This window comes from Chryseobacterium sp. OV279, from assembly GCF_900128945.1.
Classification (GTDB): domain Bacteria; phylum Bacteroidota; class Bacteroidia; order Flavobacteriales; family Weeksellaceae; genus Chryseobacterium.
Genome location: NZ_FQUD01000003.1, coordinates 75,562 through 99,425 on the forward strand (window position 1 = coordinate 75,562; position 23,864 = coordinate 99,425).

General features: G+C 34.4%; 28 protein-coding genes and 1 tRNA gene. 23 read left to right on the forward strand and 6 right to left on the reverse strand.

Annotated features, from left to right (window positions below):
* Positions 1-10 precede the first annotated feature (10 nt).
* From BUA72_RS24780 to BUA72_RS12755, 12 genes are all read left to right on the forward strand, one after another.
* The gene (locus tag BUA72_RS24780) at positions 11-946 is read left to right on the forward strand and encodes an RHS repeat-associated core domain-containing protein (protein WP_317043246.1); all 936 of its coding nucleotides are present in this window, start codon (positions 11-13) and stop codon (positions 944-946) included.
* A complete protein-coding gene (locus tag BUA72_RS12705) occupies positions 924-1,328 on the forward strand; it encodes a hypothetical protein (RefSeq protein ID WP_072923230.1) in 405 nt (134 codons plus the stop codon). The genes BUA72_RS24780 and BUA72_RS12705 overlap by 23 nt, the downstream gene beginning before the upstream one ends.
* A 14-nt stretch (positions 1,329-1,342) precedes the next feature.
* Positions 1,343-1,813 (forward strand): hypothetical protein, encoded by a 471-nt coding sequence (locus tag BUA72_RS12710; protein WP_072923231.1) that lies wholly within the window; start codon positions 1,343-1,345, stop codon positions 1,811-1,813.
* Between the two features lie 103 nt (positions 1,814-1,916).
* Positions 1,917-2,291, forward strand: coding sequence for a hypothetical protein (locus BUA72_RS12715; protein ID WP_072923232.1), 375 nt, complete (start codon positions 1,917-1,919; stop codon positions 2,289-2,291).
* A 101-nt stretch (positions 2,292-2,392) separates the two neighbouring features.
* A complete protein-coding gene (locus tag BUA72_RS12720) occupies positions 2,393-2,944 on the forward strand; it encodes an RHS repeat domain-containing protein (protein WP_072923233.1) in 552 nt (183 codons plus the stop codon).
* A gap of 159 nt (positions 2,945-3,103) precedes the next feature.
* The gene (locus BUA72_RS12725) at positions 3,104-3,466 is read left to right on the forward strand and encodes a hypothetical protein (protein WP_072923234.1); all 363 of its coding nucleotides are present in this window, start codon (positions 3,104-3,106) and stop codon (positions 3,464-3,466) included.
* Between the two features lie 3 nt (positions 3,467-3,469).
* A complete protein-coding gene (locus BUA72_RS12730) occupies positions 3,470-4,000 on the forward strand; it encodes a hypothetical protein (RefSeq protein ID WP_072923235.1) in 531 nt (176 codons plus the stop codon).
* 434 nt (positions 4,001-4,434) lie between these two features.
* Positions 4,435-4,689, forward strand: a complete 255-nt coding sequence (locus BUA72_RS12735; RefSeq protein WP_072923236.1) for an RHS repeat-associated core domain-containing protein — start codon at positions 4,435-4,437, stop codon at positions 4,687-4,689.
* Positions 4,601-5,140, forward strand: a complete 540-nt coding sequence (locus BUA72_RS12740; RefSeq protein WP_139259605.1) for a hypothetical protein — start codon at positions 4,601-4,603, stop codon at positions 5,138-5,140. Before BUA72_RS12735 ends, BUA72_RS12740 begins: the two co-directional genes overlap by 89 nt.
* Entirely contained in the window at positions 5,137-5,553 is a 417-nt protein-coding gene (locus tag BUA72_RS12745) for a hypothetical protein (protein ID WP_072923238.1), read from the forward strand. Before BUA72_RS12740 ends, BUA72_RS12745 begins: the two co-directional genes overlap by 4 nt.
* 433 nt (positions 5,554-5,986) lie before the next feature.
* The gene (locus tag BUA72_RS12750; protein ID WP_047454175.1) at positions 5,987-6,217 is read left to right on the forward strand and encodes a hypothetical protein; all 231 of its coding nucleotides are present in this window, start codon (positions 5,987-5,989) and stop codon (positions 6,215-6,217) included.
* Between the two features lie 2 nt (positions 6,218-6,219).
* A complete protein-coding gene (locus BUA72_RS12755; RefSeq protein WP_072923239.1) occupies positions 6,220-6,585 on the forward strand; it encodes a hypothetical protein in 366 nt (121 codons plus the stop codon).
* Between the two features lie 276 nt (positions 6,586-6,861).
* Here BUA72_RS12755 and BUA72_RS12760 read toward each other — a convergent pair whose 3' ends face one another.
* The 3 genes from BUA72_RS12760 to BUA72_RS12770 all read right to left on the reverse strand — a co-directional run bounded on the left by BUA72_RS12760 (position 6,862) and on the right by BUA72_RS12770 (position 11,192).
* The gene (locus BUA72_RS12760; RefSeq protein WP_072923240.1) at positions 6,862-7,062 is read right to left on the reverse strand and encodes a bacteriocin-like protein; all 201 of its coding nucleotides are present in this window, start codon (positions 7,060-7,062) and stop codon (positions 6,862-6,864) included.
* A gap of 280 nt (positions 7,063-7,342) precedes the next feature.
* The gene (locus BUA72_RS12765; RefSeq protein WP_072923241.1) at positions 7,343-8,377 is read right to left on the reverse strand and encodes a phytase; all 1,035 of its coding nucleotides are present in this window, start codon (positions 8,375-8,377) and stop codon (positions 7,343-7,345) included.
* Positions 8,378-8,381: 4 nt separating this feature from the next.
* Positions 8,382-11,192 (reverse strand): TonB-dependent receptor, encoded by a 2,811-nt coding sequence (locus tag BUA72_RS12770; protein WP_072923242.1) that lies wholly within the window; start codon positions 11,190-11,192, stop codon positions 8,382-8,384.
* Between the two features lie 178 nt (positions 11,193-11,370).
* On the opposite strand from BUA72_RS12770, the gene BUA72_RS12775 reads away from it, so the two are divergent.
* The 5 genes from BUA72_RS12775 to BUA72_RS12795 all read left to right on the forward strand — a co-directional run bounded on the left by BUA72_RS12775 (position 11,371) and on the right by BUA72_RS12795 (position 14,740).
* Positions 11,371-11,943: a DUF6624 domain-containing protein gene (locus tag BUA72_RS12775; RefSeq protein WP_072923243.1), complete on the forward strand. Its 573-nt coding sequence runs from the start codon at positions 11,371-11,373 to the stop codon at positions 11,941-11,943.
* Between the two features lie 81 nt (positions 11,944-12,024).
* Complete coding sequence (locus tag BUA72_RS12780; protein WP_047454187.1) at positions 12,025-12,372, forward strand: DoxX family protein; 348 nt, start codon at positions 12,025-12,027, stop codon at positions 12,370-12,372.
* A gap of 5 nt (positions 12,373-12,377) precedes the next feature.
* On the forward strand, positions 12,378-12,809 hold the full coding sequence (locus BUA72_RS12785; protein WP_228407881.1) for a hypothetical protein: 432 nt from the start codon (positions 12,378-12,380) through the stop codon (positions 12,807-12,809).
* Between the two features lie 189 nt (positions 12,810-12,998).
* Positions 12,999-13,083 (forward strand) — tRNA-Ser (locus tag BUA72_RS12790).
* A gap of 274 nt (positions 13,084-13,357) precedes the next feature.
* Entirely contained in the window at positions 13,358-14,740 is a 1,383-nt protein-coding gene (locus BUA72_RS12795) for a site-specific integrase (RefSeq protein ID WP_072923245.1), read from the forward strand.
* Positions 14,741-14,776: 36 nt separating this feature from the next.
* Here the strand turns inward: BUA72_RS12795 and BUA72_RS12800 are convergent, their stop codons facing one another.
* On the reverse strand, positions 14,777-15,067 hold the full coding sequence (locus BUA72_RS12800) for a hypothetical protein (protein ID WP_072923246.1): 291 nt from the start codon (positions 15,065-15,067) through the stop codon (positions 14,777-14,779).
* Positions 15,057-15,323 carry a helix-turn-helix domain-containing protein gene (locus BUA72_RS24825; protein ID WP_072923247.1) on the reverse strand — a complete coding sequence of 89 codons (267 nt, stop codon included), beginning with the start codon at positions 15,321-15,323 and terminating at the stop codon, positions 15,057-15,059. Before BUA72_RS24825 ends, BUA72_RS12800 begins: the two co-directional genes overlap by 11 nt.
* Before the next feature lie 450 nt (positions 15,324-15,773).
* Here BUA72_RS24825 and BUA72_RS12810 point away from each other — a divergent pair, with 450 nt between their 5' ends.
* On the forward strand, positions 15,774-16,217 hold the full coding sequence (locus tag BUA72_RS12810; RefSeq protein WP_072923248.1) for a JAB domain-containing protein: 444 nt from the start codon (positions 15,774-15,776) through the stop codon (positions 16,215-16,217).
* Between the two features lie 473 nt (positions 16,218-16,690).
* On the opposite strand, the gene BUA72_RS12815 is transcribed toward BUA72_RS12810, so the two are convergent.
* Positions 16,691-18,403, reverse strand: coding sequence for a tetratricopeptide repeat protein (locus BUA72_RS12815; protein ID WP_072923249.1), 1,713 nt, complete (start codon positions 18,401-18,403; stop codon positions 16,691-16,693).
* A 519-nt stretch (positions 18,404-18,922) separates the two neighbouring features.
* On the opposite strand from BUA72_RS12815, the gene BUA72_RS12820 reads away from it, so the two are divergent.
* The 5 genes from BUA72_RS12820 (at position 18,923) to BUA72_RS12845 (ending at position 23,470) form a co-directional block, all read left to right on the forward strand.
* Complete coding sequence (locus BUA72_RS12820) at positions 18,923-20,263, forward strand: hypothetical protein (RefSeq protein ID WP_072923250.1); 1,341 nt, start codon at positions 18,923-18,925, stop codon at positions 20,261-20,263.
* Positions 20,264-20,287: 24 nt separating this feature from the next.
* Positions 20,288-20,821 carry a hypothetical protein gene (locus BUA72_RS12825; RefSeq protein ID WP_072923251.1) on the forward strand — a complete coding sequence of 178 codons (534 nt, stop codon included), beginning with the start codon at positions 20,288-20,290 and terminating at the stop codon, positions 20,819-20,821.
* A 112-nt stretch (positions 20,822-20,933) separates the two neighbouring features.
* On the forward strand, positions 20,934-21,356 hold the full coding sequence (locus BUA72_RS12830) for a transposase (protein WP_072923252.1): 423 nt from the start codon (positions 20,934-20,936) through the stop codon (positions 21,354-21,356).
* Positions 21,357-21,417: 61 nt separating this feature from the next.
* Positions 21,418-21,744, forward strand: coding sequence for a transposase (locus tag BUA72_RS12835; protein ID WP_072924092.1), 327 nt, complete (start codon positions 21,418-21,420; stop codon positions 21,742-21,744).
* Between the two features lie 1,393 nt (positions 21,745-23,137).
* Positions 23,138-23,470 carry a hypothetical protein gene (locus tag BUA72_RS12845; RefSeq protein WP_072923254.1) on the forward strand — a complete coding sequence of 111 codons (333 nt, stop codon included), beginning with the start codon at positions 23,138-23,140 and terminating at the stop codon, positions 23,468-23,470.
* Positions 23,471-23,864: the final 394 nt, after the last annotated feature.

Here is a 23,864-nt window from a genome sequence, read left to right on the forward strand (position 1 = left end):
CAGAGATCATCTGGGAAATGCCAGAGTAAGTTTTGCCAAAAACAGCGCAGGAGCTCTTGAAGTAACGGATACCAACAATTATTACCCATTTGGCCTCAATCATATAGAAGGAATGCTAAGCAGTTCTAATTTTGGTGGGTATTACAGTTATAAGTACAATGGTAAGGAGCTGCAGGAGACGGGGATGTATGATTATGGGGCGAGGTTTTATATGGCGGATCTTGGGAGATGGGGTGTTGTAGATCCGTTGGCGGAACAATATAGAAGATGGTCACCATTTAACTATGCAATTAATAATCCTTTAAGGTTTATAGATCCTGATGGTAGAGGTGTAAGTGATGTTGTAATTACAGGAGATTTAAAAGATAAAGCTTTTAAGCAATTACAATCTAAAACAACAAATCTTGATTTAAAACTTGATGAGAATGGTAAAGTCACAGGTTCAGTAAAGGAGGGAGCAAAAGCAACAAAAGCTGAACAGAAACTTTTAGAAGCGACTAATGATCACAGTGTCATAGTTAATTTAGAAGCGACAAGTGCAAATCAAACAGCTGATGGGAATTATATTGTAAGTGGTGCTTATGGCGGAAATAAGGTTGTTAAAAATGAAAATGGTGAAACAATTACTGAAGGTTATCAGACTTTAAATCCAAATCAGGCAGAAAAAGTGGATAAAGCCGAAAAATCACCACAAGGTTCGGCAGCTTTACATGAAATTTTAGAAAGCTACATATCTGCATCTGAAACACCGGGATCTAATAAAGGAAATATACCCAATTACTTAAATGCACATAATAAAGCTAGTGCACTAGATCCAGATAGGATTAGAAACGGAACTCCAGGTAAAGATATAAAGAAAAATCGGGATGGATCAGTAACAGAAAAGATATTTCTTGATATAAATGGTAAAAAATACCCTCTCTATGAAAATAAAGTTCCTAATTAAATTAATATTTATTAATTTAGTTCTTATTGTAACATCATCTTGTTTTGCGCAGGACAGGTCGAATATTTCTCCAGACAATATAATATTTAATAAGATTATTAAGACATCTAATTTTTATATTTTAGAAATAAAAGGAGAAAAGAAAAGTTTTTTAATTTCCGAAAAGAAAGGAAAAAATCTCATTAAATGTAATGCTGTAAAAATAGGTATTTCATATAATTTAAAATTAAAAAAGTATTCTTTAGATAGAGTTATTACAAGTAGTGAGTATGATAATACTTCTATTTCTTTTGATAATCAAATTATTTGGAAGGGAAGTATTAATCACCAGCCTATATTGTATACATCTGATCAAATAATCAATCATTGCATACGACAATAAGTTCTCTACCGTGCTTGCACGAACATCTTCGGGAGTATGAAAAGAAATTTGGAAAAGGAAGTGTAGCATTAAGTGATGCAATGACTGAAAAAGATTTTGCTCAAGATTGGGGTGATATGGAAGGAAAACCATCTGAGATCGTTATGAATCATCATGGGAGTAATCAGCAGTTACATTTAAATATAGATCCAGATAATAATATTAAAACAAAAGATGGAGAATATATTGTATCTACAGATAATGGAAAAACTAATACTTCACAAACACCAGGAAAAAAAATATCTGACTTACCAGATCCAAAAGCTGATATTTCAGGGACAACATTGTGTTTAAATACATGCAATTCAAATAATCCTAATTCAGCGCCAATGACTGCAGGAACAACTTTAGCAAAAGGCTTTAGCCGAGATACTCAAGTTGGTCAAGTTAGAGGAACAAATAAAAAGGTTAATTTTAATAGTGAGGGTCAGGCAACTACTCAATAGTATTATGGAGGAGGCTGGCAATATTTTAAGAATGGTGAATAGCCATCACAAAAAATGAGTCTTCCAACAGGAAATTATAAAGCATATCCTTAAAAATAAACTAATGAATAGAAAAATAATTGTAGGAATATCTTTCCTTTTAATAGTATTTATAATCTTTTATTCTGTTGATAAAGAAAAGAAAGTCGAAACTGAATTTGTAGGTGAATATAATTTTGAAGTTTTTAATGATTCTCTTTTTAAAAATTCATATTTTCATGAGAGTTTAGGATATGTTATATCTGATTATGATTTAAGAAACGTAGGAATTAATATTTTATCAAATAATAAACTTAACAAAACAGATGAGTATATTTTTGTTATTAACCATTCAATTAAAGATGTAGTAGAATTTGATGATGATGTCGATTACGTAAAAAAGACACCTATAAAAGTTGTACTTGATTTGACGAAGGCTACAAACAAAATATATGTTTAAGATTAAATGATCAAAATAAATATAGACTTATATTGCCATAGTTCTACCGCTGACACAATTGCTTCGCTTTTGTCCTAAATAAAAACAAAACCACTGTAAAATTGCAGTGGTTTTTATTATTTCGTTTAAACTGTTATATTTATCATTACAAAGATCATCTGGGAAATGCCAGAGTAAGTTTTGCCAAAAACAGCGCAGGAGCTCTTGAAGTAACGGATACCAACAATTATTATCCATTTGGCCTCAATTATATAGAAGGAATGCTAAGTAATTCTAATTTTGGAGGGTATTACAGTTACAAGTACAATGGGAAGGAGCTTCAGGAAACAGGAATGTATGATTATGGAGCGAGGTTTTATATGGCTGATCTGGGAAGATGGGGAGTTATTGATCTAAAGGGGGCTGAATTTCCCGCTTGGTCACCATATAATTATAGTCTTAATAATCCTATTCGATTTATTGATCCTGATGGAATGGCACCAAATGATATTGTATTTATTAATAATCGTGGTGTAGAAATTCATCGTATTAAAAGTGATACTCAATTTAAAACATACATACAAGAATCTACGAATGCAAGCAGCAATCCTGCCCAAAGTACTGCAGGATGGAAATCAGTTCCTATGCCTAATATAATTCAACACAGACCATAATCTAATGAAGATGTATCTGGTGCTGCTTATCAGGGGAATGATTATCAAATTGCAGCAAGAACAGGTTATTTTAACCAGGCTAAAAATTCGGGACAATTAAATTTAGTAACTGAGGGAGGAAACTCTATTCCAAATGAAGCTACAAAAGATATCCCAGATTTGGATCCAACTTTAGTAAAAGCAGTAACTATTCAAGAATCTAATGCAGGAACAACAGGTCTTACTGATATCATGCAGGCTAATGTTCCTGGAGATTGGTCTAATATGAAAAGTAGTTATCAACTAAATAAAGGAGAAAAGACAACTGAAACGAATTCTTTATATGCGGGAACAAGAGTTTTGGCAACAAAAGGGTTTAAGGGAGGCGTTTCAGTTGATTCAAAAACAGGAAAATTGAGTTATAAATTTCAGGGATGGTCAAAAGCCGTAGAGGCATATAATGGTGGTGGAACAGCGGGCTATCAAAAGAGTGTTTTGCAAATGCAACAAGAATCTAAAAAACCTAAAACTTCAGATTATTAAAATATGAAAAGATTTTTTTTAAGTTTAATTATACTTTCATTCATAAGTTGTAATAAATCTATTTCAGAGCCGAATAATAAAAGAATAGAAACAGATGTAGATTATTATGAACGTTGTAGATTATTAACATTGGAGCAGAATACTCCAAATCAAGATTTTGGATTCATCAAAAAAGGAAAAGAAATAGATGAGCAAGTAGTTAAATATTTAGGTAGTATTATTACTTCTAAAAATGACACACTAAAAATCCTAAACTCTATTCACTATACTGGTATTTACCAAGATTCCAAAAGAGGAAACGGACAAGTATATATTTACAATTCTCACAATAAACTGCTAGGCTTTTATAATTTAGGCTCTGCATCTGCTGTCCCTAGCAGTATTGATAATAAGGAGTTGATTTTTAAATACAACAATGAGAATTGCAATCAAACGACTAAAATCAGTTTGAAAGATAGTATTCCTAATCAAATATTTGTGCATTGTACAAAAGATGGTGGAGATGTATACAGTTTAGAAAGGGCTAATAATTAAACAGAATAGCTTCACGGTTATAAATTCTAAGGACTATTTGTAAAAAAACCACTGCAATTGCAGTGGTTTTTTTTATTTAACTAGCTATTTGAGAAAATTATGTGAGTCAAGTAAGGACAGAATATTAAAGTTAAAAAGATATTGAAAGAAAAGTATTTTCTAAAATAAAAATGACTTTATATAAAAGTATAAATTCCTCAACTTCGTAGTTCCATCCCTTCCCCCGCTGGCGCGAGCGTCTCGCTCGTGCCCTGAACAAAAACAAAACCACTGTAAAATTGCAGTGGTTTACTATTTGAGAAAACCGTTATATTTACTAGTACAGACATCATTTAGGACATGCCCGAGTAAGTTTTGCCAAAAACAGCGCAGGGGCTCTTGGAGTAACGGATACCAACAATTATTATCCATTTGGCCTCAATCATATAGAAGGAATGCTTAGTAATTCTAATTTTGGCGGGTATTACAATTATAATGGTAAGGAGCTGCAGGAGACGGGGATGTATGATTATGGGGCTAGGTTCTATATGGCGGATCTGGGAAGATGGGGAGTTGTGGATCCTTTGGCGGAGAAGATGACGAGACATAGTCCTTATAATTATGCATTTAATAATCGCACAAACAGTAAAAGGAGCAACATTAACAGATGCATCTTCGACATTTTTGAAAGCTACAGAAGATCAATGTAATATAGTTGTTTTAAAAACTGATGATGAAACTTACTATGTTGGAGGAGCTTATGGCGGAAGTAAAATGGCAGGCAATGGAAAAATGATAGGTACAAATGTAGTAAATCCGATGGTTAATGAAAAGGTAGATGAAGCATTAGGTTTACCAAAAGGCGTTGGAACTTTACATGAGGGTCTTGAAGCTTATATGGGCATACTTAATAGCCCCGGTAGTCCTCCTGGAACACCTGGAAATAATGACAAAGGATATATGGCTGCTCATAAAAAAGCTAATGAACTAGATCCGAGACATAATGATGGAGATGGAACTGTTAAAGTATCAAGCCATATCAGAGTAAGAAATATGGGTGAAGGAAATAAACCTAAGTCTATTACTGAAGAAATAATAATGACCAATACTAAAACAGGAGTAAAAACTTCTTTAGGTAGCTTTACAACTAAACAACAATGAAAATACTATCAATAATAATTTTATACTGTTTATTTTTATTTGCTACAAATAAAAATATTCAACAAGAGGGTGAAGTGAATATAATTGCAAAAGTTGAAAAGATAGATTCTCTAAAACCTTGTTATTTTATTTATATAAATAGCAAACTGGGAAAAGGCATGTTTATCATGCCTAAACTCTGTTCAAAAAATGGAAAATTTAATTATAAATTAAAAAAAGGAGAATCATATTATTTTAAATTGAAAAAAGAAGTTTATGTAAGAGGTAGCTTGCCAGAGGCAGAGTATAGAGAAGAATCTGTCAATGATCAAGTAGTTTGGACGAGTAAAATGAAAAGTACCTTTTATGAAGATTGTACAAATATGTGCGGTCTGTATATAGACAACGAAGGAAAATCTAAAATAAAGAAATAAATATGACTAGTCCTGAAAATCCGATACAGATTAAAGGATAAAAATAAGTAATTAAACCAGAGCAAATTTCTTTTTGCTTTAGTTTTTGCTTTTATAGGTTTTCATCCTGATTTCTGATTGATTGTGCATTTGATTTGGAGTTAAATAATGGTTTGAAAAATGCGGTCTCCCCTCGGCTGGCGCGAGCGTCTCGCTTGTGCCCCGAACAAAACAAAACCACTGTAAAATTGCAGTGTTTTTTTATTATTTCGTTTAACTTGTTATATTTACCAATACAGAGAACATCTAGGAAATGCCAGAGTAAGTTTTGCCAAAAACAGCGCAGGAGCTCTTGAAGTAACGGATAGCAACAACTATTATCCATTTGGGCTCAATCATATTGAAGGAATGCTAAGTAATTGTAATTTTGGAGGGTATTACAGTTATAAGTACAATGGTAAAGAACTTCAGGAGACGGCAATTTACTCCGGGGGTCAGTAATAATTCTGATTCTAAAAAAACAGACGCAGCAGGAATTCCTATAAAAAATTACGATCTTCCTGTTGCGAAAGATTTACCTTCTGATCCTGCTTCTGGAACATTAAGACTTAATAATTTACCACCAACTATTATGCCTAACGTATTACCAAGAGGATTTGATCCTGAACAACCCAAAAGATACTAATTATGTTTAGAGAAATTTTAATCGTTTTATTTTTTGTACCGTTATTATTGACTGCTCAGCAAAAAACGAATCAAAAATGTAAAGATGTAAAAAGGGGAGCTGAACAACTTCCTTGCAAAATTACAAATCGCTATTCTATAGACATTATACCAGACAAAGAAACTGCTGTAAAATACGCTGATATGCTTATAAGTAATAGAGAATTATTGAGTGCTGATAAAGCAAAACCTTATTTGGTTAATTTGATTAATGATAATAAAATTTGGCAGGTTATTATAAAAAGTTATAATTGCAGATCTTGTAAAATTTATATTAATATCAACAAAAATACTGGAGAAATATTAAATTTTTACAAGGTAGAAGATTGATACCATGGTGTGTAGTCAAAAATTAAAACAAGACCACTGTAAAATTGCAGTGGTCTTATTATTCAAAATAACTATTGAAAAAATTACCTGAGTTAGTAAGGACAGAATATTAAAGTTAAAGAGATATTGAAAGAAAAGTATTTTCTAAAAATAAAAATGGCTTTATCTAAAAACATTCAACCCCTTAACTTCGTAATTCTATCCCTTTATAAACTGAAAAACCAGCTCCTGAAAGCTGGCTTTGTTGTTATATTATAAAGTTCTGATTCTGTATTTTTACAGTAAATCAGCAAACCATCCCTCATTGAAACAATAGCCTTGCTCTAAAAAATAACAGATTTTTCCTGTTGCATTTTCACATTGTTCCTGTGAATCGTAAGGACGGTAGAATGGTGATCCAGGTCCCGGACATCCTTCTTTAGTTCCTCCTGTTATTGATTTTAAACCCTCTCTCGAAATTTTTGTAAGATTTTTCATGAATTAATTTTTTTTAGTTTTTCCTACTCTTTGATAAGCTTTTCAGATTCCGCTTTTAATTTATCCCAAATTAGTGATTTTTTATATATGACGTCAAAATAATTGTCAAAAATGGTCAGAATAAATTAATTACTGCTTTGGTTTTTAAGGAATTGCTGACTTTTTATATACCATAATCAATCGTTAGACTAAAATGCTTATTCTATATTTATCAAAAAAAACCACCGCAATTGCAGTGGTTGATCATCGCCCAAAAGAGCAATTATGCCTGTGAAATGTTTTATTTTAATTCAAGTTTCCTAGCCGCTTGAATTCTCTCCTCAATCACCCTCCAGTCATAAAAATGGAAGACCCTTCCATTACTCATCGCTACGAATACTCCTTTAGGAAATTTAGGCCCCAAATTCACATTCGTTACTTCTGAACCATCGCTTTCGCTGGTAGAGACCGGGATTTCTGCAATTTTTCCTTTTGCCGGATTTTCTCTCAGATATACGTTAAAAGTATCTTTCTGTTGGTTGGAAACCAGGATGTAGCCTGTTTGGGAAGAAGTAGGGTAGATGGAAATGCCTTCCACATCAGATTTAAAATCACCCTTCCCAAAAACCAGAAGCTCTTCATTCCCTTTTGCCGGGTCTGCGTAATACTGATGCACGCCAAATTGCTCATCAGAATAATAAATGTAGCCCATTTCATCATCTACAGCGATGCTTTCGATCTCTTTCAGTCCGCTGTATTTTCCAAACTTACGCACAACTTCACCCGTTATTTTTCCCTCTTTTTCAGAAAGTTGATACTGCCACAGATAGCCATCGGCCGGACCGGATTTTCTTCCTACCACAGCATAAATTTCTCCTGTTACCGGATTTTTGTACATCGAAATTCCCATCGGATCACGTTCTGTTTCACCATCAAATACGGTAAACTGACCAACTTCTTTCAGATCAGGAAGGCTGTAGAGCTTTACGGTATTCGTTTCCCTTTCGGTTACGGCGGCAATATCCGTTTTCTTTCCGTTCAGCATAAATCCGTATTCGAGATCTACATTGTTTGGACGTTTTAATCCCGGAACCTTATGGATGATCTTTCCGTTAAGATCGAAGGCATAAAGTCCGCCATCCGTATCTTTATCGGTCCCGATAACCATACTTTTTGAGGCATCTTCAGGATTGATCCAGATCGCCGGATCATCCGTATCATGCATAACGGTTTCTGTAATAACAGAAGGTTGGATCTTTTTTCCTAAGTGTTGAGTACTGCAGCTTACCACAAAAAGTAAAACTGAAACAGCGAATATAAATGGTATCTTTTTCATGCGTTTAAAAATCAAATTTCACCCCTAAAGTGAATCTCGGTCTGTAATATTCAACCTGTGCGGTTCTGCTCTGAATTCCCTGATAATAACGTAACGGCTGATTCGTCAGATTATTGGCTTCTGCAAAAAACCTCAGCTGGCTTGTGATCTTGTACGAAGCATTGGCATCAAGGAAAACCTGCTTATCATAATAACGGTCTTCAAATGACTTACCACCCAGTTCATCAATATAATGAGAGGCATAATTCATAGAAACCCGCGCCGAAAAACGCTTGTTTTCCCATGAAAGCGATCCGTTAAACATATGAGGAGCCGCACCCGGAAGACCTACATCCGTTCTTTCCACACCATCTTCATTCGTAATTCCTTTGGCTTTAGATTTTGTATAGGTATAGTTCACATAGACTCCAAGACCTTTCCAGAAGGCTCCCGGAATAAAGTCCAGCTGTCTCTGAAGTGCCACCTCAAAACCATAAATGTCTACATTGTCACCATTACGTTGTTGGGTAAATCTCCAGTTATTTTCTCCCGAAGGAATAGGGTTGGACTGTCCCGCAAAATCATTCGCGAAATCCCCGGTTGTATAATTTCTCCTGGAATATGTGTAAATAAAATCTTTAAGATTCTTATAAAAAAGTCCTCCGGAAAGGATCCCCACCGATTTAAAATATTTCTCCGCCATAAAATCGAAATTATAAGCGTATGTTGCCTTTAAATCTGGATTTCCGGCTGCGATGGTTTCGTCTGCGGATATGACATTAAGGTAAGGAACCAATGAATAGTAATTCGGACGGGCCAAAGCTGTTGTAAAGGCCGCACGAAGCACCAGATCCTGAACCGGGACATATTTGAAGGACAAATTCGGAAGCACATTGGTATAGGTATTGGTTCGGTTGATTTTTCCTGCCAGATCCTCTTCATCCAACACATAATTTCCGGTATAATCAATTTTTGTTGTTTCAAAACGCGCTCCCACAATCATTGAGAATTTATCGTTGAAATCCTGATCCCATCTGATGTATCCGGCATAGATATTCTCCTTCGCCGTATAATTACTGGAAAGGAATTCTTCAGGCTTTGATTCTCCTTTAAATAAATTTGGATTAAAAAGGTCCAAACCACCTATGTAAGAAGGATTCACAAATGTTCCCGGAACATAATTCCCAGGTTGGAAATTTTGCCCGTCAAAATGAACCGTAGGAACAGACAGCAGACTTCCCATTGTATCTAAAGGTTCAAAAGCATAATAATCATTGTTTCGCTCTTTTTCCTTTAAACGCAGACGTAAACCTGCACGAAGCCTACCTTTCTGATTTTCAATGACAGAAAACGGAAAACGCACATTCACCTTGGCACCAAACTCTTTTTCCTGTGTAAAGCTATTCGAATCCGAAAGATCGCTTAACTGGTAAACGCCCGGGTTATCTGCAGAAAGTGGAGTGATCATAGGTCTTCCCGGATCACTCAGGTCCGAAGAAAAATTCATCTTTCCATTTTCAAACTCTATATAACGTTCGTGAGGTTTCTTTTCACTAGCCGTGGCATAATTCATAGACCAGTCAAGGTCGATTTTTGAACCCAGAAGATGCTCTCCTCTTAATGCATAATTCTGTACTTTCTGTCTTTCAAGACGTGTATTGTCATTATCAGCATCTCCGCCTTTATTTTGTCGGGTAATGCTGCCTTTCCAGCCTGTGATCTCTGTTTCATCGCTATTATAAACAGGTTTTACTTTATACCCTAATGCAAACCTGTTTTCCTTATCCGTTCTGAAATTGTACATCGCCGAAGCGTAGATCTTGTTTTTGGAATTAAATTCATAATCCATGTTCAGATCAAAACTGTGCCTGATACGGTGTTCATTATAGTAACGGACCCCCATTTTGCTGACGTAAGCGGTCTGTGCAGCATCGTTGGCAAGACTCCATGTCGGTTCAATATTATCTGAACCGAAATTGTTGTTATTATAGGAGAAACTTAAAACAGCGCCCAGTTTCTTATTTAAAAAACGGTTCCCATAAACAAATCCCGCCGTATAATTTCCTTTTTCACGGATTGGATTATAGCCTCCAGCAACTGTTGCCGAAATTCTCTGTCCGTTAGGAGAAGCCCTTGTGATCAGGTTGACAGATCCACCGATGGCGTCGGCATCCATATCCGGCGTCAGCGTTTTATTCACCTCAATAGTAGAGATCATATCAGAAGGAATAAGGTCCATCTGAACATTACGGTTGTCTCCTTCCGCTGAAGGAATTCTGTCGCCGTTTAAGGTTACGGAGTTCAGATTCGGAGCCAAGCCGCGGATAATCAGGTTTCTGGCTTCACCCTGATCATTTTGTATAGTAATTCCGGGAACACGCTTTAAGGCATCCCCGATATTGGCATCAGGAAAACGCCCGATCTGATCGGATGAAATTACATTGGTGATATTGGCATTGTTTTTTTGCTTATTTAATGCTCTTGCCTGATTTTTAAGAGTAGCTCCCGTGACCACCACTTCTGCAATCGTGGTTTCTTTTCTGGTGAAAATAATATTTTGTTTCGTATTCTTTTCAGCTTCTACACTTACGTTGTATTCACTGGTTCCATAGCCCAGATAATCAACTTTCATCATATAATTTCCCGGAGGAACATTCAGAAAGACAAAGTTTCCATGATCATCTGAGGTGGTATAGATGTTCCCCGGTATCAGAGAGATTTTTGCACCCGGCAGGGATAATTTTGAATCATCATTGAGAGTTCCGGAGACAGTCCCGGTTTGTGCATAGAAAAATAAAGACGCACAAAATAAAACAGAGGTAAAAATTTTCTTCACTTTATACAGTATATTAGATCTGAGCAAAATTAAACGTCTGTTTGGAGAGCGGCCTGAAATATAGATTACGATTGTTTTAAGGATTTGTGAACAGGTGTAGGGATATAAGGTATTTAATGATTATTTTTAAGTTCAGGAAAAGGAGGTCACCATATAAATTATTAAGCCAAATAGAAGCATGAATGAAATATTTTCAAGGGAATTAATTGAGCGGGCACAAAAAGATCTGTCAGTAAGAGAAAAACTGGCTTCTGAAGGTAAGCTTTACGGAGGATATCATCCTGAAATGGAACTTGTTCACAGACAGAATGCAGAAAGACTTCGGGAGATTATTAAAGAAATTGGGTTTCCTACCATTTCAAAAGTAGGAGCGAAGGCAAATGATGCCGCATGGCTGATTATTCAGCATTCCATTGGCGAACCTGAATTCATGAAAGACTGTTACAAGCTGATGACTGAAAACTACAGTGACACTAACCCCACCAATATTGCCTATCTGTATGACAGAATCCAGGTTTTTCAGAGTAAACCACAGCGGTATGGCACACAGTTGACTGCGGAAGGAGTCTCATATCCCGTGGAAGATAAAAATAATCTTAATAAAAGACGGATACAGGTAAATTTAACCCCTCTTTCCCAAGAAGAAATTAATATGATTCCCTTAATAGAAGATATTCCAGAAATAGATGGTAAAGACCCTGATTATACAGCATGGAGAATCAAAACCGGATGGATTTCTGAGATAATATGAGCCATGAAATTTAAATAACTTCCGAAAAATTCACCATAGACCAATCATTTATTTGCTGCATATTTGTATAAAAGCAAACAAATGATTTTAAAAATTATCAATTCTTTACTAATTCTGACTGCCGTTTTTATGGGTATAAAACAAGGAACGGCCATGTTGATGGGTAAACCGGAGATGACGGCTATGTTTGGAAAATGGGGCTTTAGCAAAACCGGGCTGATGATCAACGGAGTAGTAACTATGATTGCTGCTATACTGATTTTATTTCCCAAAACATTTGTCTGGGGAAACTTCCTGATGGCCGCAGGAATATTACTGATTATATGTTTTCAGCTACAAGACAGAGATTTTAAAGGAGCTATGATCGAAATTCCGTTTTTTCTGCTCAATCTGCTGATTATTTATCTCCAGCATCCTTTAAAACAATAGACCTAATGATAAGAAACTTCGCTATGGCAGCTGTTATTTCCCTGTCATGTACGGCATGCGGACAAAAGACACAGGGGAAAGAATCTCAAAAAATACTTACAACACCAAACCAAAACAATATGGATCTATCAAAAATAACTGATGACACAGTAAAACAGGCCATTCAGGCATTGCAGGACGGGGATCAGAGCTGGTATACCTTCTTCACTGAAAATCCCATGATGACTGATGACGGCAATACTATAGATTTTAAATCTTTTTTTTCACATGCTCTGGGAAAGGAAAAGTTCCTCAGTATAGATAAGGTGGAAAACGATAGCAAAGATATTTACGGAAATTTTGAAGCAGGGAAGTGGGGTACATTTCGCACATTCTTTAAGTTTCACAAAAATAATGAAGGAAAATTCGACAGGCTGGATATAGGGCAGGCAAAATAAGCCGGATATTTGAATTTTGTTCTGTATCAGATCGTTGCAGATCCTTTCTCTGTCAGGGAATTCTTTGAAGAAAAAGATGATTGAGAGCGGTGATTAATTATTTTTTTAGAAAGTATAAAAAATATTTTGTCAGTTTCAAAAAACGTTATATATTTGCACCACTGAAAACGACGGTACAGCCGTTATTCAGGAGAGATGGCAGAGTGGTCGATTGCGATAGTCTTGAAAACTATTGACTGTAACAGGTCCGGGGGTTCGAATCCCTCTCTCTCCGCTGAAAAGCAAGAGTAAAACTCAAAAAATGCTTAAAAAGCTATTAAAACCTGCAATTTTAACTAATTGCAGGTTTTTTGTTTTTGGGTTGTATAGCCATAATTTTCAAAAACACTCAAAAACAATGTGGCAACTTCGTGGCACTTTTAAAATTCCAAAATAATTGCCACAGAAATTGACGTAAAAGCCTGTAGATCAACGGGTAAATAACGTTAACGACTTGACTCATAGACACTTTAATTCGACATTTACTAATATTTAAAAATTGTTGAATTATGCTGGAAAACAGTTACGGGCTAACCTTCTTTTTGAAGACGCCAAAAAGAAAATCTGATATGATCAGGTACGTTTATTTGAGAGTTACTGTTGATGGAATACCTAAAGAGACTTCCACGAAAAGAAAATGGGATGCCAAAAGATGGGATCAAAATACGGAAAGGGCTGTCGGGACAAGAGAGGATGCTAGAAGTCTTAACTTTTTTCTGGATTCATTGGTGAATAATGTCAGTAACTATAGAACTGAATTGATCAATGAAGGAAAGACAATTACGGCACTGCGCATTATTGAATTTGTGAAAGGTAATAATCCGTCAAAATCTAAACTACTGGAAGAGTTTCAGAAGCATAATGATGAAGTATTTGCCTTAGTGCCTAACGAATATGCTATTGGTACTCATACGCGTTTTGTGACCGCTCGGGCACATGTACATGAATTTATTCTTTTTAAATATCAAAAAGAGGACCTTGAGTTTCGGGAACTTAATTATGAATTTATCAAAGATTATGAAATGTACCTGAAAACCATAAGGAAATGTGGGAATAATACAACTTTGAAATATATAGCTAATTTCAAAAAGATTGTTCTACGAGCCATTGCTAAAGAAATTATTCCAAAGGATCCGTTCCTATTATTTAAGGGTAAAAAGATTAAAATTTTAAAAGAGCCTTTAACCCGGGCAGAACTTTATTTACTGGAAACAAAGCAATTTGATAGTGAACGCCTCAGTACGGTAAGAGACATCTTTGTTTTCCAGTGCTATACGGGGCTGGCATATGTTGATGTTAAGCAGTTAAAAAAGATTGACATAAAGCGGGGAATTGACGGGGAACTTTGGATTATCAGTAACCGGCAGAAGACAAAATCGAGTACCGATATTCCACTGCTTCCAAAGGCTATAGAGATCATCGAAAAATATGAAAATCACCCCGTTTGTGTCGATCGAGGGTTGGTGCTTCCCGTAAAATCCAATCAGAAAATGAATGAGTATCTGAAAGAAATTGCTGTGCTGAGCAAAGTTTACAGTACGCTCAATACACATAAAGCAAGACGTACATTTGCAAGCACCATCACACTAAACAATGGTGTACCTATTCATGTTGTCAAAGAAATGTTAGGACACCATTCGGTAGCGCAGACTGAGGATTATGCCATTACAGAGCAGGAGACTATAAGTCGGGAAATGCTTCAGCTCAGGGATAGATTGTCTGGACAACTTAAGGAGGAAAGTAATAATAGATTTTCGTCATTGTTGGAACAATTTGAAAATGATTTGGCAAATTTAAAACGAAGCCATCAATTAGGAGAGCATACCAGTTTTAATGAGAAATTTGCGCAATTTGAAGAAAGATTAATTAAATTCAAGACTGATTTTAATTAAAAATATTTTAACATCCCATCAGAAAAAACAGAGCCTTCAGGGCAATAAAAATTCAACGGTACTACGATAACCAGGGTGATAATTCGGGGTGTATTTTATATAACCAAACTCCTGGATTTGTTTAAAATATTTGTGATAGGTAGGAAGGGTATTGATATGCGAAAGCGACATCAGTCTGCTTCTGCTTACCCTTATAATGTTACGCTCATCTTGTGAATAGGCGAGCTGCACTAAAGCAAGAATAAGAGCTATATGCCAGACATTTAGTCTGTAATCATTTGATGCCATTTTTATGAAATTTAACCAATAGACTGCATTATTTTCCATCTTCGAATAATTTAAGTAAATCGGTTCTGTTGTAATAATATGAGCCCATTACTTTACGAAAACGTATTTTCCCTGTTATACGCAAATTCTGAAGAGTAGCGGGAGATATATTCATTATTCGCCTTATAGTTTTGCTACGTAGCCAATCAATATCAAATTCCTGCTTATCGGTCCCTTTCATACTTAATATTTTTTTTATGTCACTTACTATTTCTAATCTTAGCTGTCTTAAGTGATCTCTTGTAATTTGTTCCATTTTTTTTTGTGAATTTGAGAGATTATTTTATAGAATATTTATTCTGTCGGAGTTTGGAACAATCTGGCTTTTATTTTCTAGATTTTAGGATCAAAATTGTATTGTAAAATATCTTTACAATTATGATCTAATATTATTTTTTAGAAAATTTTTCATGATTAACCGGTAAAAAGGCAGCTAAGGTTTAGCAGTCAGCCTTTTCTTGGTCCACCCAAAAGACTACGGCATAAACGGTTTGCTCCCTAAAGGTACCCTCCAATTATTCCGTTTCCTTTTGGCTTTTCGCGTTGTCTGCTTAGATTATCTGCTTTCTTTTTTCCGGTTTTTCTTTTGAAAAATATTTCCAGAAGCCTTATTGAGGTTTTAGCAAGGGAAGGAGAAAAGGGGAAAAATAAAGACATTAATTAAGTGCGGGAAATATCAGTCTCTGCCGTACTCAGAGCAAAAAAGATGAGATTTAATGTAGTTAATGAAATTAAATTAAGTTATTGCAGAGAAGGGAACTGTGAAAGGTTAATAACGGATTCAAGAGATGCTGTTGGTGTATTTAGAGAACATTTTGACAGTGATGAAATTGATTATAGAGAATCATTTTACACGCTCTATCTAAGTCAGGCGAATAAAGTTTTAGGAATAAAGAAAATCTCTGAATCCGGAATTTCCTCTACTATTGTAGATATTAGGATTATCATGCAGGCCGCTCTTTTATGTAATGCATCGTGCATTATTATTGCGCATAACCATCCTTCAGGTAACTTAAAAGCTTCGACTGAAGATGTAAAAATGACTCAGCAAATAAAAGAAGCATCAAAATTTCTAAACATACAATTGCTTGATCATTGTATTTTAACCTCTACCGAATATCTTTCATTTGCAGATGAAGGAATGCTGTAGGAATTTTTAAGAATATATAATAAAGAGAACGGCGATTAAAAATTGCCGTTCTCTTGTGAAATTTTCGGGCGAAAAGACCAGTCCCTCTCTTTGATCGGAAGTGTCTTTTCGCTGCTAATTAGAAAAAGACTTTTTTGGGTATTGGCTTCAATAATGAAATAATAATAGGTTTTTCTTTATTAATCCTGTCGTATAGACAATTATTAATGTTGGTATAAACATCAGCCCCGCCAGGAATAAATTCGAATGATTTTCTAAATGATGTGGATAAATTAATTTCTATAAATTATTTGTTAACAAAGAGTAATGAAGATCTTTCGCAGTAATCAGTAATATAAAGAAACCATATTAATTAGGACATAAATATTGATAGCGAGAATTTATTTCATGGATTAAGCGAATTATGACAAGATCTGATATACTGAGTGAGAAAGTAAAAGAAAACAAAATGAGTTGAACGGTATTGATTGTGACTATATGTCATTAAGAAATGTGCTTAAATTATCTTCTCTGCCCAAACCCAATTTATTTTTTATCCTGGTCTTATAAACCCTGACTGTAGCCGTAGTGGTATTTTCAAGCGCAGATATTTCTTTTGATGAAAGATCCATCCTAAAATAAATACAGAGCTTTACCTCTCTGTTCGTTAAATTGGGATAATTATGTTCAATTTTTTCTAAAAATATTTTATTTTCAGTGCTGCTTTCAATGATGAAAGTATCGTTTTTTTTATCTATCTGTATGAGTTTGCTGACTTTTAAATGTAAATCTCTGAAAATTTGCTCTGAATTGGTATCTGAAGATCTTTTTATCTTTTTTATATTTTGCAAAAAAGCCTTCTCTGTTTCTATTTTTAAATTAAGATTCTGATATAGATTTTTGATTTTTTCCTTTTGGAAAAGAACATCCTGTTCAAGTACTTTTTTGTTTGTTTCCAGGATCTCTCTCTGCTTTTCAGCATCTTTTATTTCACTTTTTTTGTTAGTCCAGATGTTTAAAGCAATGAGTACGATAATAACAATCAAGAGAAAACAAATGGTGATGGTTAAAATTGTTTTTTTCTTCTGAATTCTGAGTTCATATTCGTACTTCTCATGGATACTACTTATAAGATTTTTATTTAGGAGATCTGATGTTTTTTGTATGCTTTTTCTGTTTTCATCGTCAAATTTATGATTCAACAAAACCAACTTTTTGGATATATCTTTTAAAGGCTCAAGATCATTGTTATCGGAATAATATTTTTGAACAATTTCACAAGCTGTAATTTTATTAAATGTATCCTTTAGTAAAGGTTCGATATGAATAAGCTTATCAACAATTTGTTTTTGTTTTTCTTTTTGACCTGTGAATTTATACAGATCAAAGAGTCTTTCGCAAGTTCCTATGGTATAGGTGAAGCGGTCTTTTTTGTCCTTTGAATATTCAAAAACCTCAAGAAGCAATTTCTCAGCAGCCGGATACTCTTTTAGTTTATAATAATAAAACCCCAGGTTTTCTTTCATAATAATCAGGAAATCATAATCCTCCGTGTTTTTTTTTGTTTTCCTTTTCAGAATATCTATTGCTTTTTCAGTCTCCTGAATTGCTCTTCCTGTATTGTTAAGTTGATCATAAGTCAAACCAAAGTTATTGTACATTGAAGAGATGTAAAGCTTATCATCCGGCCTGAAATTTTTTAATGCTTTATCAAAATAATATATTGCAGAAGCATACATTTTATTATTATAATAAAGTCTCCCTTTCATGTGGTAAAGATGTCCCGTATAATAATACATTGCAGATAATGTCTTATTGTACTCAATAGCCTTATCTATGAAATTCATTGCCAGTTCAGGAGAGGTGCTTTCCAGTAGGATAGCTATATTATAATTCGAAGTCATGGAAATATATGGATATCTGTCTTTATTCAGCTTTAATAATTCATGGACAATTAGAAGTTGCTTATTTGTATTATACTGATATAAAAATAGTTCTACATATTTCGAACTTATCAGGTATTTCTGATCTTTTTCTTTCTCAAATTTTTCAAGCTCCCTTTTCCGGATGTTCTCAATTTTAGCGTTGTTACTAACAATAGGCTTAAGCTCTTGTGTTATTTTATGAAAATAATTATTCTCGTCCGATACAGGACGACAAGATGTCGATATAGACAATAAACAAATAATGTATAGTATTATCTTCATAGGTAGTAACGGATAAGCTTAATATTTTTCTAATTTATTGAAAATTGTCTGTTAATATTATATGTGTAGAAAATGAACTATGATAAACATATTTAGTATTAAAATACATTGTTTATACTTAAAGATACAATAGTTTAAAATAAATGTTAAATAAATTATTTATAACAGATAAAATAATAATATATCTAAGTTTCGATAATGGGAATCTAATATTTTCAAAAAATAAGATCCTGTAAAACAATTGATTAAGCTTAAAATGCTAACAATTTATTTTGAAATAACTTGTTTTTGCTTACAATTTTTAACTCCATGTTTAATCTATAATCTGTTTACTTAAACTTATTTTGTGTTCAGAATTTCATAAAAACACAATACAAACAATCTTGTCATTCAATTGTTGAAAAATAGTAAAGTAGCGAAAAATATTTATTACCCCATTTGTTCTTATTGCTCAGAATTTTTTAACGATAAAACCATGAGTTTTTAAGGAATTGATCGAGATGAAAAGATATACATTATATGAGAAAAAAAATTATTACATTATTTATTATGCTTTGCTTTACCGGGTTCAATACACTCCATGCTCAAGACAGTGATGGGGATGGAATTACCAACATCAATGATTTGGATGATGATAATGACGGAATTCCTGACACCAGTGAAGGTTACTGTACAAATTCTTTGTTTGATGCCGGCTGGTTTGGAAATGCTCCGTTAAGTACACAAAACCAGGATGGACTTTGGGCATCCGCACCTTCCAATCCATCATCTATCACCTATGCAGGAGCACATAATAATGCTGTGGTTGCTACTGCTGCTCCTTTTACATTTGGTACAGGACTCACTTTTTCTACCAATGGAGGAACCCTTTCACGATGGCTTTTAACAGGTGTTGATGCCACAACTTTATCGGCAGCAAAAACTGGAAATGATTACGCGCAGTATTCTTTTACAACTCCGGCTTCAATGACAGGCTACAGAGAGTTTTCAAAATTCGGATGGGCAGATGATAACGATAATGGGACTTATAAAGTGGGAGTCGAGGTTTCAACGAACGGATTTTTAAGTGCCGGAACATTATTGCTTCAGGATTTTCAGGTTGTAGACGGATCAGGATCCGGTTATGAATATAAGGCAACAACGACATTGATTAATCTGGTAAGGTTATTACCAAATACAACTTATACTTTCCGGGTGTACATATATGGTGCAGCCGCTGCAAGTACTACATTATCTTACGAAGACTTCCAGTTTGGGACATGCCTGTCTGCTGATACAGATGGTGACGGAACGCCGGACTTTCTGGATCTGGATTCTGATAATGATGGCTGTTTAGATGCTATAGAGGGAGATGAAAATGTCACCATTTCCATGCTGGTTAATGCTGGTGGAACTGTAACTGTAGGAACGGGATCTGCAGCAAATCAGAATTTGTGTGCAACGGTCAACTGTATGAATGCTCAAGGGGTACCTAATATGGTAAATTCAGGAGGTACAGCCGATATAGGAAATGATGTAGGGCAGGGAGCAGGATCGTCACAAAACACATCCATAAATGCTTGTATCTGCTATAAACCCTCAACTATTTCAGGAACAGTTTTAAATACGCCCTATGGAATTTCGTCTCTCGGAAGAGCAGGAGGCATTAGCAACTGGCCTATGGTACGAAAAGGGGCGTGGACAGCCATGGAATCAAAGACAAAAGGATTTGTTCCCAACAGATTAACTACGGTTCAGAAAAACGCTCTGGTTCCCGCGGAAGGGATGATGGTGTATGATACTACTTTAGACTGTTTGAGCATTTATGACGGTTCAGGTTGGAAATGTTTCAGTAATCAGACATGTCCGGATAATTTATAAAACTACATAAAAAAATACAGTGCAATGAAGAATCTATCATTAATACTAATCATGTTTTTACCTTGGAATATTTTCGCTCAGGTAGCAATAGGAAAAACATCAATTACCAATTCTTCCGTATCCCTGGAATTCGGAAGTGCAAACAGAGGAATGATACTGCCCTGGGTAAGTTCAGCAACAAGCGTGACAGGTGCCGTGAACGGAACCATGATATACGACCTTTCAGATCATAAAATAAAAGTGAAATACAATTCCGCATGGAAAGATTTATCAGTGGATATTTCGGGAACCACCATAGATCCTGTAAGCAGTATTGACGGGGTGACCATACAGAATACAGTTAACGAAAACATTGGGGCCAAAACAGCAATCGGCCCATTATCTTCCACTCCGGGTATTTTAGTACTGGAAAACAATAATAAAGCAATGATACTTCCGAAAGTTGCCAGTCCCTATCTCAATATCATTGATCCTTCGCCAGGAATGATTGTTTATGACACCACAAAAAAGCTATTAGCTGTCTTTAACGGAAAAGTATGGAGTTTCTGGAAACCTTAAATAGAAATTAGTTACAGTTTGTTTATTATGTAGGTTCTTCGGCTATGCTATTTTTACATCCCTAATAGTATGGCTGAAGACTTTTAGTCGCTTAAGTTTTAAAAAAAGGGTCATGAAAAATTTCGAATATATACACATAGGAACTTTAATCAAAAGAAGAAAAGAGGAGTTAGATATAGATATAAATCGCATTTGTAATTTTTTTAAAGATACTGAAGATAAAATTGAAGAAATGTATCAGTCTGAAAATATGGACACAAAAACCTTATTAAGATGGAGTAAACTTCTTGAATATGATTTTTTCAGAATTTATACTCAGCACCTTATTTTGTTTTCACCATCTGCTAGAAGAGGAAAGTTTCAAAAGCCAACAACTCATTTGCCACAATTCAGAAAAAATATTTATACAAAAGAAATAATAGATTTTGTTTTAGAGCTCATTGAAACAGGTAAGAAAACAACAAATGAAATTATTCAAGAGTATAGAATTCCTAGAACAACTTTATACAAATGGGTTAGTAAATATAAAAAATAGAGCAGTAAAGATCCTTTCAATTAACGTTGATAATTCATTAACTATTAACAAACCGCTAAGAATGAAAAATTTATCACCTGATTATAAGCGTATCTATACCGATATTATTGATGAAAAATATCCCGAAAAGAGAGGTATTTGTAAAAATATATTAAATAAAAAGGAGCTATCCATTCTGGACGTTTTAAATTTAAATACATTGATATTTAGTAATGCAGGAAAGGAAACTTTAAAATCCAACCAACAGCTTCGTTCTTATGATGAAAATACCATTCGTGAAATTTTACAATATCAACGGAAAAACAATATTAATAACAATCAACTTGCCTTGCATTTTAAGCTCAGCCGAAATTCGATAACAAAATGGAAAAGATTAAAAATAATATAATCTGTAGGTAGGTTTCTCTCCTGTATAACTTTCTAAACAACCTAAAATAAATAACAAAACCTTACAGCTGGAAAAGAATCATAGAATAATTGTTAAAGACTTGTAATTGGTCTGTAAATTATTAATAGAGGGCGACAACAGTGTTGCCCTTTTCTTACTTCGTTTGTTATAGAGTCATTGGTCGATTCCTACACTAAAAAAACAGAACGTGAAATATTTTGTTCGGCTTTTCCCGTAGAGTAATTAACAGAAGATGCCAAGCTTTAAATGAATTTTTTATCCGATTATATAACTGTCATTTTGAAAGCGGAAAATGAGATACTGAAGCGGTTTTAGATGGTAGGTTCGAATCCCTCTCTAAAACTCTGCTGAAAAGCAAGAGTAAAACTCAGAAAATGCTTCAAAAGCTTTTAAAACCTGCAATTTGTAAAGTTTGCAGGTTTTTCATTGGGCTGTATTGCTAAAAAATTCAAAAACACTCAAAAACAATGTGCAACTTCGTGGCACTTTTAGAATTTCAAAATAATTGCCACAAAAATTGATGTAATTACCAAAAATCCAATCATAAAATCCAGATAGTAAGAGTTTGGTTCATAGGTTTTTATGAGTATAAAAAAAGAGACAACTATCAAATAGTTGTCTCTTTAAGTGAGCTTAACAGGATTATCCTCGAACACTTTTATAACTGATTTGATGCAATTACTTCATTTAACTGCTTGAAATATTTAATAAATATTGGTGATACATTCTTCAAAGAATAACACCACGTTATGAACTAAACGCTCAGTAAAATGGAAATTTTGAAAACGCCTAATACATTATTATAGAAGAATATTTGATCTCATCCTTGAACTTTATATGGGAGATCTCAGTAGGGCTATTGCTGGGCACTGTATGAAAATAACTGGTTTGGGGCTTAACGAGCTTGATTTTTTATGGAATGTAATTCATTCATGTTCAACATCCAAACATTGATACTTTTATAGTTTCAGAAGAATGGAATGCTGATAGAAAGTTTATCTAGGCAACTAAACTAATTGAATTAAGGAATAAAGAAGAAGCACCATTATTTGTGCTGATACCTTCTAATAGCAGAACTGCTGCTGAAGATTCATATGGTAAGCTAAGTAAATATAGAGATGTTGTCGCAGAGTTGATAGATAAATACCATTATTCAAAAACCGAAAAAAAAGTTCCTACTGATGGAAGGAGAAAGATTGAACTCTACAGCCTGAACAAAAGACAAAAACCGATTCATTGATCCTTAATTACAGATCAGGAAATCATTGAATATGAGCAAGATCTTTCATCTTTCAATAAACGTTATCAAGCCATTACATTTGATAAATTTGCTGTAATACATGGTGTTTACAAATTAAAGGATATCTCAGATATGATTGATACGGAAATAAACAAGCTATTTCCAGCAGATACTGTTTCTCAAGAAGATATTGCATTAAAAAGAAATTTCTGTCTTAATAATATTGTTAACCTCATAGAGGAACGCCACCGGATAAAGCAGGTGAAATCTGTTCCTCTTAAAGAAATCAAGAAGTGGATTGAACAGCTAGATATTGCGTTGAACAGTGATCTCTTTTGGTTTACCATTGTTAAGGCATTCTTAAAGATACTTTCAGAACCTCTAGTAATTTATACCTCGCTAATCCGAATGAGGCCCAGTGGCATGCTAAGTTGCAGCTTTGCTATGAAAATTTGGATGAATTAGGATTTGATGGTGTAAAAAAACTAATTAAAGAGCGGATTAATGCTCATAAGGCTATAAGTGATCGTAATTTCCGTTAGGATCTGGCTCTCTATATGGATGCTGGCTTTGTTTATAGCATAATTACAAAAGCTATTGAAGGAATTGATTTCCTCCCAGCTATAAGGATCTTGTATTTGATCACAATGATGAGAAATATCAATTATCTCTCATAAGCTCCAACATCAGTGATCCTCCTACGAGCTTTGAAAAAATTCAACTTCAAAGGTATTTTAAAAACATACAGGAAAATAACCTCAGTGATGTTGATTACATTGTTACGCAACAAATAACATATGATAAAAGTAAAGTAACAGACTTGATAAGAAATATAACTGACGTTCCCAATACTTTTTTA